Origin of the sequence: Rufibacter tibetensis (genome assembly GCF_001310085.1) — a bacterium.
GTDB lineage: Bacteria > Bacteroidota > Bacteroidia > Cytophagales > Hymenobacteraceae > Nibribacter > Nibribacter tibetensis.
Window position 1 is genome coordinate 2,533,591 of record NZ_CP012643.1, and the last position, 14,798, is coordinate 2,548,388.

Consider the following 14,798-nt stretch of genomic DNA (forward strand, 5'->3'; position numbering starts at 1 on the left):
TCCTTCAAAGGATTAAAAACAACCTCAGAGTAGCCGGGTTATCCAAGCTTGTTCTCTGGGTCTTCAGGCTTATTGGGCCAGTTTTTCTGGTAGTAAGCACAGAAGTGGGTGAGGGGACAGTGTTCGCATTGCGGAGTGCGGGCCAGGCAAATATAACGACCATGCAGAATAAGCCAGTGGTGGGCTTTAGGTACCAGATCTACCGGAATGTGCTTCAATAGTTCTTTCTCCACTTCCAACGGGGTGCGTGCCTTGGAGCTTACCAGACCTAATCGTTTGGAAACCCTGAACACGTGCGTATCCACAGCCATGGCGGGCATGTTAAAAATGACCGAGGCAATCACGTTCGCAGTCTTGCGACCTACTCCCGGAAGCAGTTGCAGTTCCTCTATAGAAGAAGGTACCTCGCCTCCAAAGCGTTCGGTCAGCATTTTGCCCAAGCCAGCCAAATGTTTGGCTTTGTTGTTAGGGTACGAGATGCTTTTGATGTAAGGGAAAATGTTATCGGAAGTGGCAGTAGCCAATACTTCTGGTGAAGGAAAGGCCTCAAACAGAGCAGGAGTGACCAAGTTCACCCGTTTATCAGTGCATTGGGCGCTAAGGACCACGGCTACCAACAACTCATAGGGATTGCGGTAGTCCAGTTCGGTCTCAGCTTCAGGAAAGTTCTGGGTGAAATAAGAAATTAAATGACGATACCGCTCTGGCTTGCGCATCAGGTTAAGAGATTAAGAACTGCAAACTTAGGTAAATTGAGGCTTTTTACCAGAACTAAGTGGTGGTCCAAAGGAGGGTAATAATTTTAAATAGACAACAAATCAAAGTATAAGATCCTATATAATTCAGCGATAACAGAGTACCAGATTAGTTGATGGTATTGCCATCAGCGACTTGACTTGGTATTATGAAGACAGTACTAGTGAGTTAAACCTCCTCCAGTCAACAAGATTAAGCCTTGAAGTCAACCAAGATCTGCACCGTCTCCGCATAAGGGTCGCTCATGCGAGTAACCGTCACCCTGTCTGCCTCGCCATAGTGTTTGGCTATGCCCCTAATGATACCCACGGCCACCCCGCACATACGCCGCTTTGAATGATAGTCAATAATCAGGCGGTCGTTTCCTCGCTTTGTCACAAGTAGCCTTGGGGGAGATGTCCGGTCATCCTCCCGTTTGACAGCTCCGTGCATAGATTCCTCAGTGTTAAGCAGCATCTCGAAGGTGCGCCACTCAGGCTTTATGTATTTCTTGTATACCAGCAGTAAGTCAGGCACCAGAAACTCTCCATACTGCTCCATAAGTTCGTAGGCTGGTATGCCCGTGTCTTCTGAGGCTTGGTGCACAATGGCGAAAAGTTCGTCAGTGGGGTACATTCCCTGCATTTGGTACGTGGGGTGCTCCACCCCCACTTTCTCCAGCAGCCGCACCCAAGTGCTATAGTTATAAGCGCTTTCCACGAAACGCTTCAGCAGCACGAAAATGGAGCCGTGCATCATGTCTTGTAGACCAGTATCAATTGTCATCTGTATGTCTGTCTATCTGTCTGTTTTCAGAAACTATATACGAAGAAGTGGTTGAAGGTGTCTAGTGCTGCTGATGATTGGTAATCAATTAGTTCTTTACGGACAATTTTGGCCTTGTCTCTGAAATTCCTTGTCTAAAAGGAGGGAACTGGGAAGCTTTGCCAAGTTCAATGTTCTCCTTCTACTGAAATTCCCCTGATAAGGTATTTTCATGGAAAGAAGCCATGATCTAGCCCAATAGAACTGTTCTTGAAATATTTGTTTGAAGAAGCTCTTGTACGTGAATGTGGATGATTAAAGCTTTATCTCAACAAGTGTTACACGGCCATGAGCCATTCCTCTGCAGCCTCTCTGCCTTTGAAGGTGGCGACCATCATTTCTTTCACCCCGTATTCAATTGCTTTGTCGGCGGAGAGCCTTGCGTAGACATCGGGTGAGTAGACGTGGGCAAGGAACTTGCAGCCTGCTTTGGTCATCCTTGGGATCCAGTCCAACGCAACCCACTCTGCGGCATCTGACCACATACCCGTCACGTGGGTGTTGTCATTGAGCAGCTTGGTGCAGCGGTATATGATCATAAACTTAAGTATTTTCTCGCAGCCATCCAGCACAGTTGCTTCAGTCTGCTCACCAAGCCACTGGGCGTAAAGGGTATCATTCACCACGTCACACTGTATGGTGATGTGGGGCTCGTTGGTCAGCAGTTTTCCGTGCATGTCTGGCTATTTACAGGGTTCTTTGATTTAAGTTATGTCTCGTTCAATGTTCTCCATTACTACGGATGCGAGACTCTCCAGTGTCCGTTGATCAGCCGCAGAGAACTCTCTTGGTTCCTTGTCTACAATGCAGAGCGCGCCAATGTTAAAGCCGTCACTGGATCTCAGCGGTGCCGCTGCGTAAAAGTGTAAGCCAAACTCACCCGTCACAAACGGATTGATCAACAGGCAAGGTTCTTTCAATGCATTCTCAATAACGGTGATCCCATCTTTGAGCACTGCAAGCGAGCAGAGGCTGGTGCCCCTTGGCACCAGATTTGTTACTTCCAATCCCATACTACCTTTTGTGTGTACCTATTCGCTGACTACGAGGTTTATGAGAGCAATGGGTACAGAAAAAAAGGAGCGGCCATGCTTACATGTGCATAATGGTGCCTTCTTCCCGGTGGGTATTCAAAATATACAGGCTGCGCAGTTTAGAAAGTCTGTTCTCTTCATTCTCTGGTATGATCGGCAGCCCGAACGTGTTCTTCATCAATGTTTTCAGTAAAAGATAGGAAGGTCTATGGGTCTTTATTTTTGTACCCATCAAAGCCTTTTATAGTTGTGTCAAAGGTAGTCTTATATAGGGTTATGGCAACGTTTTTCAGAGCTAAAGGGATGTACAAGCATTAAGGGCTTTCTTAACGACTTGAGTTCTTTGAAAAACGAACTAAAACAAAAAGCCCTGACCACCATCTAGGTATTCAGGGCTTTTTGTTTTACTTAAACTTTATCTTTTTACGGATGAAAACTTACTGTTTTGGAGTAACTAATAATAGCGTCTGTGACACGCTCGCTTGGTTGGGTGAGGGCTTCTTCCAAGCTTAGCTGGGTAAGGAGCAGATCAGCACAGGCTTCGGCTAGCTCCTGGTCCACCATTAAGGCTTCTTCCAGAGCAAGGCGTTGCTTTTTGGGCAGTTCGTTGTAGAGATACTGTACTAGATCATGATGAGTAAAGGTTTTGGTCATAGGCTGTTTTATCATTGGACATTTTTTTCCGCAGGTTAATTAATGCGTATCTCATTCTGCCCAAAGCCGTGTTGATGCTAACACCGGTAGCCTCTGCGATCTCCTGGAAACTCATGTCAGCGTAGTGGCGCATGATCAGCACCTCTTTCTGCGCTGCCGGTAACTGTTGAATCAGTTCCCGCAGACGGGCATGGGTTTCCTCTTTGATCCGGATGGATTCCACTGATTCTTCAGAGAAGCTTAACGTGTTAAACACATTACTGCCGTCTTCCAAGGTAATCATAGGGCTCCGTTTCTCCCGGCGGAAGTAATCAATAGCCAAGTTATGGGCGATACGGCAGATCCATGATGAAAATTTGCCTTCTTCGTTGTAACGACCGCTCTTCATGGTATGGATTGCCTTCACAAACGTTTCCTGTAACAGGTCTTCGGCTGTGTAGGTATCCTTTACTATAAGTAGAATAGTGGTGTAAACCTTGCTTTTGTGGCGGTTCACCAATTCCTCAAACGCACTCTCGTTACCAGCGATATACGACGTTACTAACGCCGAATCATTAAGCTGTACTGTATTCATCTAAATCTACAATTAAAGTAACGTAGAGGTTTATGCCATATTGTGAGGTTAGGTGATTAAGATTGGTTTTGTGCGATTATCAAATATAGAAAATAAGAGACCCAAATACAACGGCTGATAATTTTTTGAAAAATATTTTTTTTCAGTTTCAGAAGCTTTTTCAGAAACCCGCTCAGAAACAAAGTAGAGCAAGAAACTGATTTGCCTCAAGAATCACACCATTGTGCTTGATCAGATCTTGAAGTTACTACTTTTTTAAGAATAAATTAAAGAGAGTATCAAGTTTTTGTGTCAAAAAAAGAAATATTTTTTCAGCCATTAAAAAATATTTGATTCTAACGTGCTGAGTACAAGAAAGCTTTTTGAGGATTATTGCAGGAGCTGCTTCTTTTGGTTGTTTTTCTCAATTTTAGAAGATAAGAAAGCAGGTGGAAGGGCTATCAATGAGACAGTGGCCGCTTCTTGATCATGCCCCCCGTGGTATCATTGATGCTATGCATAATGATGAAAGCCCCGGGATCGAGCTCGGTGATAAGAGTTTTAAGCCGTTGCACTTCCAGGCGGGTGACTACGCAGTAAAGAATATCTATCTCTTCCCCTGAAAAGCCCCGCTGCCCCTTGTAAATGGTCACGGCTCTGCCCAGTTGCGTTAAGATTGCCTGCCGCATGGTGACACTGTGCACCGAGACAATGGTGACGCCGGTATATTCTTCAATACCGTTTATGATGAAGTCTATGGTTTTGGAGGCGGTAAGATAAGTGAGTACCGAGTACATGGCCGGTTCTGCCCCTAAAAGGAAAGCTGCCCCTAAAAAGAGAATGAGGTTGATGACCAGGATCACGTCGCCAATGGTGAGGCTGGTACGTTTGCTAAGGAGCAAAGCCAGAATCTCGGTGCCATCCAGCACAGAGCCGCCTCTAATAGACAAGCCAATGCCCGCGCCCAGGAAGAACCCACCGAAGACAGCTGTCAGTAGTTTGTCATCTGTAATGGTGGGGAAATCAATGGTGAGTAATAGAATGGCCAAGCCCATTACGGCCAGCAAACTTTTAAAAGCAAAGGAGCGGGCCACTAATCTATAGCCGGCAATAAGAAAGGGTGCATTGATGAGCAGAATCAACAGCGGCAGCGGAATACCGGTGCTTTTAGAAAGCAGCATGGAAAGCCCGGTTACCCCACCGTCTATAAAGTGGTTTGGAATCAGGAATCCTTTAAGGCCCACACCTGCAGAGCAGATTCCAAAAACGATAAGGACAACATCGCGCAGCCTTCCCCAAGGACGCTTAATTTTTAGGGCGGAGAGCTTAGGAGGTAGAGGCGGGTTCAAAACAAGAGCGTTGGTGTAACTTAATTGGCAGGAGGTGAAAGGGCTTGCAACTGCTGATTGACAGAGGCAAGTTGTTTGTTGAGTCCGTTATAGTAAGCTTCTATGCTTTTGCGTTCAGCCGGCGTAAGGTTGGCCTCTAAAAGAGCGGTGCGTTGCTCCATCAGGTTCACCATCTGCTCCAAAAGCTGAATCCTTTTTTCTTTAGCCGTAGGGTAAGTAAATTGTTGTTTGTTGTTACCCGCTGAAACAATTTGTCCATCTACCGTCACAATGCGCACTTCGGTGTCACCTACCACTTTCTTTTCATGTTCCACAATGGTATTGTGGGTGAAAATATCATCAGCTACCAATACCACATTGCCCTGTGGGCTAATGGCGTTCTTTTGTTTGAGCATGTAGTTCTTCCCGTTAGGCAGGCGCACTTGCCCGTTGGGCGAAATCACGGTGCCATTGCTGTATTGAACAGGTTCCTGCACCTCAAATAACCTTCCGCCTTTGTGCTGCACCAGTTTTCCTTGTTGCCAAAAGATGGTATTGTCTTTTATAGTAGACCGGGTGATAAGTGAATCTGATGTTTGCTGCGCAGTTGATAAGTATGGGGCGCAGCTCAGGGCTACTATACATACTAGAGAGTAGAGAATGGTTCTTTTCATAGGTGTGTTCCTTTGGTCGGTTCCTGTAATACGCAGATTTTAGTTCTGATGATTAGGAACCCACTCTAATGAAGCATTCACCAAGCTCTACTTTTTTTGAAAGATGAAGAAAGGTTCTTTGAATAAGTCAATTTTAAGAACATCTTTCTTAAATATGGAGACGTATAAACCAGTGTATGAAACGTGAGTTTTAAGGGTGCTTATTTAGAAATTTCTGTTTGCCAAGCAGATGCTGACATTGTAGAAAGTAGAGAAGGCAAGTAGTAAAAAGATAAGCCCAGTGATAACTGGCTCTGATTGTAGGGGTAATTAGAATTATTTTGACATAAAGGAGTGCGGCGGCGTAACGGATAAGTGCTGTTGGAATGCAAAACCGCCCGCTTCTTTTTATTTTCTTTTTCCGAATGGTATGTTGTTTAGCACAAATGTTGTACAGCTGCCATCTTGAAATATACAATGCAATAAAGCAGAAGCCCTACAAGGCTTCTGCTTTATTGCTTACTACCCTCTAGGTAGCTCTTTGAGCCCTTTATTTGAAAAACAGGCAAGAAACAAGCTAGGGTTTAACTAACGGCGTGGCCCAAAAACCCATCTTCATCTGGAAAATATTGGCAATACTAGCGGCTTTCTCTTTGGCCTGATTTGCCATAGTGCCTGTGAATAGTTCATCTACGGTTTGAGTAAAAAGAGTAATCCAGCGTGCGAAATGAGTTCGGTCAACGGGAAGAGCTAAATGCTTGGGGAATGGCTGTCCCTTGTACGCCATAGACCCAAACAACACGGTGCTCCAGAACTCATACATTCTGGGCAAGTGGTGCTCCCAATCTACTTTGGCAAACTCATTGAAAATTGGCCCCAGCAGTTCATCCTGGTTCACGTGGTCATAAAAAGTATCTACCAACTGGCGGATGTCATCTTCGGTCTGTAAATCTGGTTTAGTCTCTTGCATCTTTTTCTGCTCAAACGTTCTGCTTCACAACTACAGCACAAGAATAAGAATAAGAATAGGTGCCCACCCGTAAAATGATGTCCATCAGTTTTGAGGTGGTTTTAAAAAAATAAGTCAGGAACAGGAAGTAGACCTGCCCAAAACAGCATCGGGCTGGCAAATAGTACTTGCCAGCCCGATGCTGTTTTGGGTTTATATAAAGCTTACCGTTCTACTTCAATCATTTGACATTTTTTCAACCAGTGTAAGGCCTCAGTTTCTGAGGTGAAACCTTCAAAATCTGCGCCTTTGCCGTACCAGGGCAAGGTTCTCATCTGCTCCGCCGATGCTTTTGTCTCAGGGTCGTTTGCATGGCCAGGAGAAAGCAGATAAGCAACATGCGTTAAGTGTGACAGTTCACCATGTAAGGCTGGAAAGAAAGAATCCTGCAGCCAGGCTACGTCTTGCTTGGAAAGGCGGCCCCGGCTCCTGATGTCAAACAGCCAATACCGGGCATTAGTCGCTTTCGCAAGCTCCAATACCTGCTTGTATACCTCACGAGTAGTGAAAGAATAAACAGGTTGGGGCCAGCGCAAAATCAACACATCCAGGTCAGGGCGGTGTGTAAGTGCAATGGCATCTAAAAACGAAGGGGACATAAGGGTATAGCTATTTACGGTAAAAATACAAACATTATCCACAAAGCTAAATCTGACCACGCAAATAATTACCCTTGTGAAGGTATATAGCCAACACCTATATATCTGGTAAACGTTCGCTCTGTAGGCGTAAAAAATGCATACCGCAGAAAAATGCAATACCTTTGCCTTCTTCATTTTTTGACCGTGGCAACACCTACCCCAATTCCTGATGAGCGGCATGATCCATATGCCGTTCTGCGTATTCCAGAGTTCAGACTTTTTGTTTCTGCCCGGTTCTGCATCACGCTGGCCATGCAAATTCAGGCGGTAGTAGTGGGTTGGCAAATCTATGACATCACCAAAGACCCGTTTTCCCTTGGTTTGATTGGGCTAGTAGAGGCCATTCCTTCTATCACGGTGGCGCTCTACGCCGGGCACGTAGCCGATATTGTTCCCCGAAAACGCATTATCATGACCGTGCTGAGCGTGCTGCTTTTCTGCTCACTGGCTCTGTTGTTCTATACCCTGGATGTTGGTAAAGTCCTGCACGCCTTTGGTACGTTGCCTATCTATTCGGTGATTTTCCTGAGCGGGATTGCCCGTGGGTTTATGGGCCCTGCCGTATTCTCTTTCATGCCCCAATTGGTGTCAGACCGTAAATTATATGCCAATGCTATTACCTGGAGCAGTACTACCTGGCAGGCTGGCTCAGTAGCTGGTCCAGCAATTGGCGGGTTGGTGTATGCTTTTGGCGGGGTAACGGCTGCATTTGGGGTTGATGCCTCGTTGGTGTTGCTGTCTCTGCTGTTGTATACTTTCATAGCGGGCAGGCCTCTGCCGCCCAGCGAAGGTCCTAAACTCAAGATCAAAGAAAGTTTACAGACAGGCCTTAGATTCGTGTTCGGGAACCAGATTATCTTGAGTGCCTTGGCGCTGGACATGTTTGCCGTGCTCTTCGGTGGGGCCGTGATTCTACTGCCGGTGTTTGCCTCTGATATTCTGAAAATAGGCCCCGAAGGATTAGGGTTGTTGCGCTCAGCCCCTGCTATTGGCTCGGTGACCATGGCGCTGTTCATGGCCTACCGGCCGATTACTTTTAATGCCGGAAAGAAGATGCTGTGGGCCGTGGCAGGCTTTGGCGCCTGTATCATTGTGTTTGGCCTATCAAAGCTATTTTGGCTGTCGTTTGGCATGCTGCTGCTGAGTGGGGTGCTGGACAGCATCTCGGTGATTATCCGTTCTACCCTAATTCATACGCTCACGCCCGAGCACATGAAAGGCCGCGTCTCTAGTGTGAATAACATCTTTGTGGGCTCCAGCAATGAGATTGGTTCCTTCGAATCTGGTTTGGCTGCGAAGCTGATGGGGGTGGTGCCTTCTGTAGTGTTTGGCGGGACTATGACGATTTTGATTGTGGCGTTTACCGCTTGGAAAGCAGATAAATTAAGGAAGTTAAGTTTATAATAGGCTTTTTAGCTTTGCTTAACAATTTGATTTTGGTGCATGCAGTTTGTTTAATGCTGGCGTGGCGGCTGGTTGATGCGAGGCCCTTATACTTATTTATTTCATAGCTGCCCTCCGTGCGCTCACGGCCGCGAGGCCCCGTCTTCCCCTCTCGCACTGCCCTTTCGGCCTGAGCTGTTTGTTCCTCTAAGCTAAAGCTTTTCTATGGCCAAAAGCGAGGCGCTCGATGGAAAGACTGGAAAAAGGGGAAAGTAACAGATGAGGTATCTTCAACTCTATCTCTCTACATGGTTTAAGTCTGTGACTTGGACCTACTATGATCCGAAGTTTGTAACTTCAGTGGGGCGAGAGCCCCAAATAGGTACATCTGCCAACTTGCTTAAATCATACAGTGCTACTTACCATTTTCTGCCCCTTTTTACCAAATCAGCCCTAAAAGCAGAGCGGCCCGCCAGACAAAATCTGGCGGGCCGCTCTGCTTTTAGGGCTGATGCCTATGCTTTGCTGGCTACGGTTAGCTTAGCTGCTTTTGAGGCTACGTTCTTGGCTTTTTTAGGACGGTTGTTTCCGAAAGAGCCTTTGGTGATTTTTCCTTTTTTACTTTTTTTATCTCCTTTTCCCATGGTGGTACTGATTGGTGGTTAATGAAACATCAATTGACAGATACTATCATCCGAGATGGAAGGCAAGAAAGTTACAAATACTGTGAAATAAGCGCAAGTTTCTGTTTCGGGTTAGGGCCTGATTTTCAGAAAACATACCTAAAGCAGCAAACTGGTTTAGCCTTCTAAATCCCGTTGCGTATGCCTACCTTTGCGGTTTGGCCTCGCGCTTGTTTTAAACCCGCCTAAACAGAATTTTTCTGAGGCGGTTGTTGTTCTAGAGAGGCTATAATTCTATATGACAGAAGATCTCATTCAACAAGATACAGAACTAGACGCGCTGGACGCCCGCGAGCACATCATCATCAAACGGGCCCGCGTTCATAACTTAAAGAACTTAAGCGTGGCCTTACCGCGCAACCAGTTCATAGTGGTGACCGGCCTCTCCGGTTCCGGTAAATCATCTTTGGCGTTTGACACCTTGTATGCCGAGGGGCAGCGCATGTACGTGGAGAGTTTAAGCTCTTACGCCCGCCAGTTCCTGGGACGTATGGACAAGCCCGATGTGGATTACATCCGTGGCATCAGTCCGGCCATTGCCATAGAGCAGAAGGTGAGCATTCGGAACAACCGCTCCACGGTGGGTACCAGCACTGAAATTTATGATTACCTTAAACTGCTGTATGCGCGCATAGGCAAGACCATTTCGCCGGTTTCGGGGCAGGAAGTGAAAAAAGACACGGTAAGTAGCGTGGTCGATTTCCTGATGACCTTGGAGGACGGAACCCGCGTGATGATTCTGGCGCCGCTGCAGCAAAGCAAAGACCGCAAGCTCAGCAAAGAACTGGACCTGCTTTTGCAGAAAGGTTATTCCCGCGTGCTGTACAACGGCGAGGTCTCTTTTATTGAGGAACTCATCGCTGAAGGGCAGAAAGAACCAAAAGGCACGGTGTCCATATTGATTGACCGGGCCGTGATCAAGCAGGGCGAAGAAGACGAAAGCCTACAGATGCGCCTTGCTGACTCGGTGCAGACTGCTTTCTACGAAGGCCACGACGAATGCCACATCCAGATAGGCGACGAGACCCGCGTGTTCTCCAACCGCTTTGAGCTGGACGGCATGGTGTTCGAGGAGCCCAACGTGAACTTCTTCAGCTTCAACAACCCGTACGGCGCCTGTCAGACCTGCGAAGGTTGGGGCAGTGTACTGGGCATTGACCCAGATTTGGTCATCCCAGACAAAAGCCTGACGGTGTACGAAGGAGCCATCGCGCCGTGGCGCACCGAAAAGCAGAACGAGTGGCTGCAGCCTTTGCTCAAGAACGGCGTTCGCTTTGATTTTCCCATTCATCGACCCTATAACGAGCTCACCGAAGAACAGCAGGAGTTGCTCTGGAAAGGCAATAAGTACTTTGGTGGCCTTACCGATTTCTTCAAGCACATTTCAGCGCAGACGCACAAAATCCAGTACCGCGTGCTTTTGTCGCGTTACCGGGGGCGTACCGCCTGTCCAGACTGCAAAGGCTCACGTCTGCGGAAAGATGCAGGTTACGTGAAAGTAGACGGGAAAAGCATCACCGATCTGGTGCTCATGCCCGTGACCAAAACGCTGGACTTCTTCCAGAATCTGAGCTTGAGCGAGCATGATATGGCCGTAGCCGAACGTCTGGTAACTGAGGTAACCAACCGTTTGAGTTATCTGGTGCGCGTGGGCTTAGGCTACCTGACTTTAAACCGGCTTTCTAATACGCTTTCCGGTGGCGAGAGCCAACGCATCAACCTGGCAACCTCTCTGGGTAGCGCCCTGGTAGGTTCCATGTACATCCTGGATGAGCCCAGCATCGGCTTGCATCCCAAAGACGCCGATCAACTCATTGGCGTATTGCGCACCCTGCAGCAGATGGGCAACACGGTGATTGTGGTGGAGCACGAAGAAGGCATGATGGAAGTAGCTGATCAGGTCCTTGACATTGGTCCGGAGGCAGGTTCCGGTGGCGGAAATCTCATGTTTCAGGGTACGTTCAATGAATTGCTCAAAAGCGATACTTATACCGGGCGTTACCTGAGCGGCCGCATGGAGGTGCCCGTGCCTGCGCAACGTAGACCGTGGCGCAACTGCGTGGAAGTGCATGGGGCTCGCGAAAACAACCTCAAAAATGTGTCGGCTAAGTTTCCGCTGGATGTGATGACGGTGGTGACGGGGGTGAGTGGTTCTGGTAAGTCTACTTTAGTAAAGAAAATTCTGGCTCCATCACTCATCAAGGCGTTGGGTGGCCATGCCGATGCCACCGGTAAATTCGACAAACTCACCGGTGACATCAACAAAGTGAGTCACGTGGAGTTTGTGGACCAGAACCCTATTGGCAAATCGTCGCGTTCTAACCCGGTGACGTACGTGAAAGCCTACGATGCCATTAGAACCATGTACGCCGATCAGCCGTTGGCCAAAGCCCGCGGCTTCAAGCCGTCGCATTTTTCTTTCAACATAGAAGGCGGTCGGTGCGAAGTATGCCAGGGTGAAGGTCAGGTGAAAATTGAGATGCAGTTCATGGCTGATATCTACCTGACTTGTGAGGCATGCGGCGGACAGAAGTTCAAGCAAGACATCCTTGATATTCAGTACCACGAGAAAAACATCTCCGAGGTGCTGGATATGACCATTGATGATAGCTTGATTTTCTTCAAAGACCAGCCTAAGATTCTGGAGAAACTGAAGCCGCTGCAAGATGTAGGCTTAGGCTACATCCGGTTAGGACAGTCCAGTAATACCTTATCGGGTGGGGAGGCGCAGCGCGTGAAGTTGGCGTCATTCTTGACTAAAGGTGCTACCCCGCATAACGGTAATATCCTGTTCATTTTTGATGAGCCCAGCACCGGTCTCCACTTCCATGACATCAGCAAGCTGCTAACGGCCTTGAATGCCTTGGTGGAAAACGGCAACACGGTTCTGGTGATTGAGCACAACATGGACATCATCAAATGCGCCGACTGGATCATTGACCTCGGTCCGGAAGGTGGTACCAATGGCGGTCACCTTCTTTTTGAAGGTACCCCAGAGGATTTGGTCAAGCAGGAAGACAACCACACCGGCCGCTATCTGAAGCCAAAGTTATAAGTCTGTTTAGCGGCTGTTTTTGAGGAATGGCCGCTAAACGCTAATCAACAAAAAGACATGTGAGGGAAACCTTACAGGTCTTTTTGTTTGAATGAATCTGGAATGCTGTGGAGTACCTGTAGAGAAGAAGTATGCTTTGCCTCTCTACCTATTTTGCTGCTTGTTCAAAAGACGTAACAATTCCTTTTCGTTCTGGTTGACTATATTGCCACCACAGCGTACATCTGCCTGTGCTACTATCTCACCAAGTCCAGTAACGAATGAAGGAACTCACCGCTCCTCTTCCTGTCAACAAGCTCCAGATCTCTGTAGGCATTATCTGCTTGTTCCACGTGTGCGGACTCATTGGGTTTTATACCTCTTACCGCGAGTGGTTTCTGAGCAACACACCCTTGAATTTGATTTTGGCAACCGGATTGCTGCTCTGGAACCACCGGAGGCTTAACGTGAAAATGGTGGTAGGAGCGATAGGCGTGTTCCTGGTAGGCTTAACCGCCGAAATTATTGGTGTAGCTACGGGAAAGGTGTTTGGCGCGTACCATTACGGCGAGGCCTTCGGGTTCAAATTCATGGCGGTGCCATTGGTGATTGGGATGAACTGGGCGGCGTTGTGCTTTGCAGCCGCGGCGGTAGTGAACCAATGGAAGAAACCTTATTTGGTGAAGGCAGCGGTAGCAGCAGCCATCCCGGTCAGCATTGATTTTCTGATTGAACAAGTCTGCGAAAAGTTCGACTTCTGGTATTGGCAGAACCATACGCCTCCTTTGCAGAACTACCTGAGCTGGTACGTATTCAGTTTTTTGTTTGCGCTAGTGCTCATTCCGTTGCTGAAGAACTCCAGAAACCTGTTTGCACCTTATTTTCTATTGGTGCAATTCGTGTTTTTCCTGCTGCTCAACTTAGTGGAATTGCTGTATGCCCGATAAAGCCCTCACCTATGATTACATCATTGCCGGGGCAGGAGCGGCGGGCCTGAGTCTGGTGTGCCATCTGCTGGGCCATAAAAATCTGCAAACCAAACGCATTCTGCTGCTGGACCGGGACCTGAAACAAACCAACGACCGTACCTGGTGCTTTTGGGAAACCGGAGAAAGTCCGTTTGAAAGCTGCCTCAAAATCAAATGGAGCAAACTGCACTTCCACTCCCAGAAGTTCTCGGCCTTGCTGGACATCAGCCCGTACCGGTACAAAATGCTGGACAGCCTCTCGTTTTACCAGCACTGTTTTAAGTTGATGGAGCAGTACCCTAACGTGGAGTTTCGGCAAGACGAGATCGTGTCTATGGATGCCAATGGGGTGATCAAAGGAAAACAGGCGGTGTATCAGGCGCAGTATATATTCAACAGCGTGCTCTTTCAAATTCCTAAGCTGCCTTCTAAGTATTACCTTCTGCAGCATTTCAAGGGCATTTTTATCAAAACGGCCACGCCTGTTTTCAAACCCGAGGAACCCACGCTCATGGATTTCAGGGTAGCGCAGCACCACGACTGCCGGTTTATGTACGTGCTGCCGGTCAATGCCCATGAGGCATTGGTGGAGTACACAGGGTTCTCTGAAGCGGCGCTGGAGCAGGAAGAATATGATCAGGAGATAAAGGCATACCTCCGCGATTACCTGCACCTCACCGATTATGAAATCACCCATGAAGAGTTCGGGATAATTCCCATGACGGATGCCCCTTTTTCTAAAGGAATGGGCGAACGGGTCATCAACATAGGCACGGCGGGCGGGGCAACCAAAGCATCTACGGGGTACACCTTTAGTTTTATCCAGCGGCAGTGCGCAGCCATTGCCAGGAATCTGGCAAAAGGCAAAAAGCCATTAGCGGGCACTCACAAGGCAGTTGATAAGTTCGCCTTTTATGACAGCGTTTTTTTGCGGGTGCTTTCAGAAAAGAAGCAGGAACCTTGGGAGGTATTCCATGCCATGTTCAGCAAATTACCAGCGAACCTCATTCTCAAATTCCTGAACGAAGAAACCTCCCTGCTGGAAGACCTCAGAATCATGAACGCGGTAGATAAAAACATCTTTCTGCCTGCTGCTCTTAAGCAAGGATTACCAAAATAAAGCCTACGCAAGCCATCTGGTGCGAAAACCAGTGCAACGCAGCGGCGTAAATCAAAAGTATTAACTTAGCGGCCCAGCCACAGCTTCTGCCACAAGACAGTTGAAGCCGTTGTGGGCCTGTTTTTAGAAAAAGAACCTAAAAATGCGGTTTGGTTGAAGAGCCGCTTCTATCAAAACT

The 14,798-nt window shown here is 47.7% G+C and carries 15 protein-coding genes; 4 read left to right on the forward strand and 11 right to left on the reverse strand.

Annotated elements, in window-relative coordinates; genetic code table 11:
- Positions 1 to 38: 38 nt before the first annotated feature.
- The 10 genes from nth to DC20_RS10270 all read right to left on the reverse strand — a co-directional run bounded on the left by nth (position 39) and on the right by DC20_RS10270 (position 7,390).
- Positions 39 to 716 carry an endonuclease III gene (nth, locus tag DC20_RS10225; RefSeq protein WP_062543747.1) on the reverse strand — a complete coding sequence of 226 codons (678 nt, stop codon included), beginning with the start codon at positions 714 to 716 and terminating at the stop codon, positions 39 to 41.
- Between the two features lie 232 nt (positions 717 to 948).
- Positions 949 to 1,521 (reverse strand): heme NO-binding domain-containing protein, encoded by a 573-nt coding sequence (locus DC20_RS10230; protein ID WP_062543748.1) that lies wholly within the window; start codon positions 1,519 to 1,521, stop codon positions 949 to 951.
- A 317-nt stretch (positions 1,522 to 1,838) separates the two neighbouring features.
- A complete protein-coding gene (locus tag DC20_RS10235; RefSeq protein WP_062543749.1) occupies positions 1,839 to 2,237 on the reverse strand; it encodes a hypothetical protein in 399 nt (132 codons plus the stop codon).
- 27 nt (positions 2,238 to 2,264) lie between these two features.
- The gene (locus DC20_RS23385; protein ID WP_245652337.1) at positions 2,265 to 2,573 is read right to left on the reverse strand and encodes a GAF domain-containing protein; all 309 of its coding nucleotides are present in this window, start codon (positions 2,571 to 2,573) and stop codon (positions 2,265 to 2,267) included.
- A 444-nt stretch (positions 2,574 to 3,017) separates the two neighbouring features.
- On the reverse strand, positions 3,018 to 3,248 hold the full coding sequence (locus DC20_RS10245) for an anti-sigma factor (protein WP_062543750.1): 231 nt from the start codon (positions 3,246 to 3,248) through the stop codon (positions 3,018 to 3,020).
- The gene (locus DC20_RS10250; RefSeq protein ID WP_062543751.1) at positions 3,223 to 3,822 is read right to left on the reverse strand and encodes an RNA polymerase sigma factor; all 600 of its coding nucleotides are present in this window, start codon (positions 3,820 to 3,822) and stop codon (positions 3,223 to 3,225) included. Before DC20_RS10250 ends, DC20_RS10245 begins: the two co-directional genes overlap by 26 nt.
- A gap of 440 nt (positions 3,823 to 4,262) precedes the next feature.
- Complete coding sequence (locus tag DC20_RS10255) at positions 4,263 to 5,150, reverse strand: YitT family protein (RefSeq protein ID WP_245652338.1); 888 nt, start codon at positions 5,148 to 5,150, stop codon at positions 4,263 to 4,265.
- 20 nt (positions 5,151 to 5,170) lie between these two features.
- Entirely contained in the window at positions 5,171 to 5,803 is a 633-nt protein-coding gene (locus DC20_RS10260) for a DUF6799 domain-containing protein (RefSeq protein WP_062543752.1), read from the reverse strand.
- 556 nt (positions 5,804 to 6,359) lie between these two features.
- A complete protein-coding gene (locus DC20_RS10265; RefSeq protein ID WP_062543753.1) occupies positions 6,360 to 6,752 on the reverse strand; it encodes a group III truncated hemoglobin in 393 nt (130 codons plus the stop codon).
- A 203-nt stretch (positions 6,753 to 6,955) separates the two neighbouring features.
- The gene (locus tag DC20_RS10270) at positions 6,956 to 7,390 is read right to left on the reverse strand and encodes a hypothetical protein (RefSeq protein ID WP_062543754.1); all 435 of its coding nucleotides are present in this window, start codon (positions 7,388 to 7,390) and stop codon (positions 6,956 to 6,958) included.
- A 186-nt stretch (positions 7,391 to 7,576) separates the two neighbouring features.
- Between DC20_RS10270 and DC20_RS10275 the strand changes: the two genes are divergently transcribed.
- Entirely contained in the window at positions 7,577 to 8,836 is a 1,260-nt protein-coding gene (locus DC20_RS10275) for an MFS transporter (RefSeq protein WP_245652339.1), read from the forward strand.
- Between the two features lie 494 nt (positions 8,837 to 9,330).
- On the opposite strand, the gene DC20_RS22340 is transcribed toward DC20_RS10275, so the two are convergent.
- Positions 9,331 to 9,459, reverse strand: coding sequence for a 30S ribosomal protein THX (locus DC20_RS22340; RefSeq protein WP_071885431.1), 129 nt, complete (start codon positions 9,457 to 9,459; stop codon positions 9,331 to 9,333).
- A 277-nt stretch (positions 9,460 to 9,736) separates the two neighbouring features.
- On the opposite strand from DC20_RS22340, the gene uvrA reads away from it, so the two are divergent.
- From uvrA to DC20_RS10295, 3 genes are all read left to right on the forward strand, one after another.
- Complete coding sequence (gene uvrA / locus DC20_RS10285) at positions 9,737 to 12,553, forward strand: excinuclease ABC subunit UvrA (protein ID WP_062543757.1); 2,817 nt, start codon at positions 9,737 to 9,739, stop codon at positions 12,551 to 12,553.
- Positions 12,554 to 12,813: 260 nt separating this feature from the next.
- The gene (locus tag DC20_RS10290; protein ID WP_062543758.1) at positions 12,814 to 13,479 is read left to right on the forward strand and encodes a carotenoid biosynthesis protein; all 666 of its coding nucleotides are present in this window, start codon (positions 12,814 to 12,816) and stop codon (positions 13,477 to 13,479) included.
- On the forward strand, positions 13,469 to 14,620 hold the full coding sequence (locus DC20_RS10295; RefSeq protein WP_062543759.1) for a lycopene cyclase family protein: 1,152 nt from the start codon (positions 13,469 to 13,471) through the stop codon (positions 14,618 to 14,620). The genes DC20_RS10290 and DC20_RS10295 overlap by 11 nt, the downstream gene beginning before the upstream one ends.
- Positions 14,621 to 14,798 lie beyond the last annotated feature (178 nt).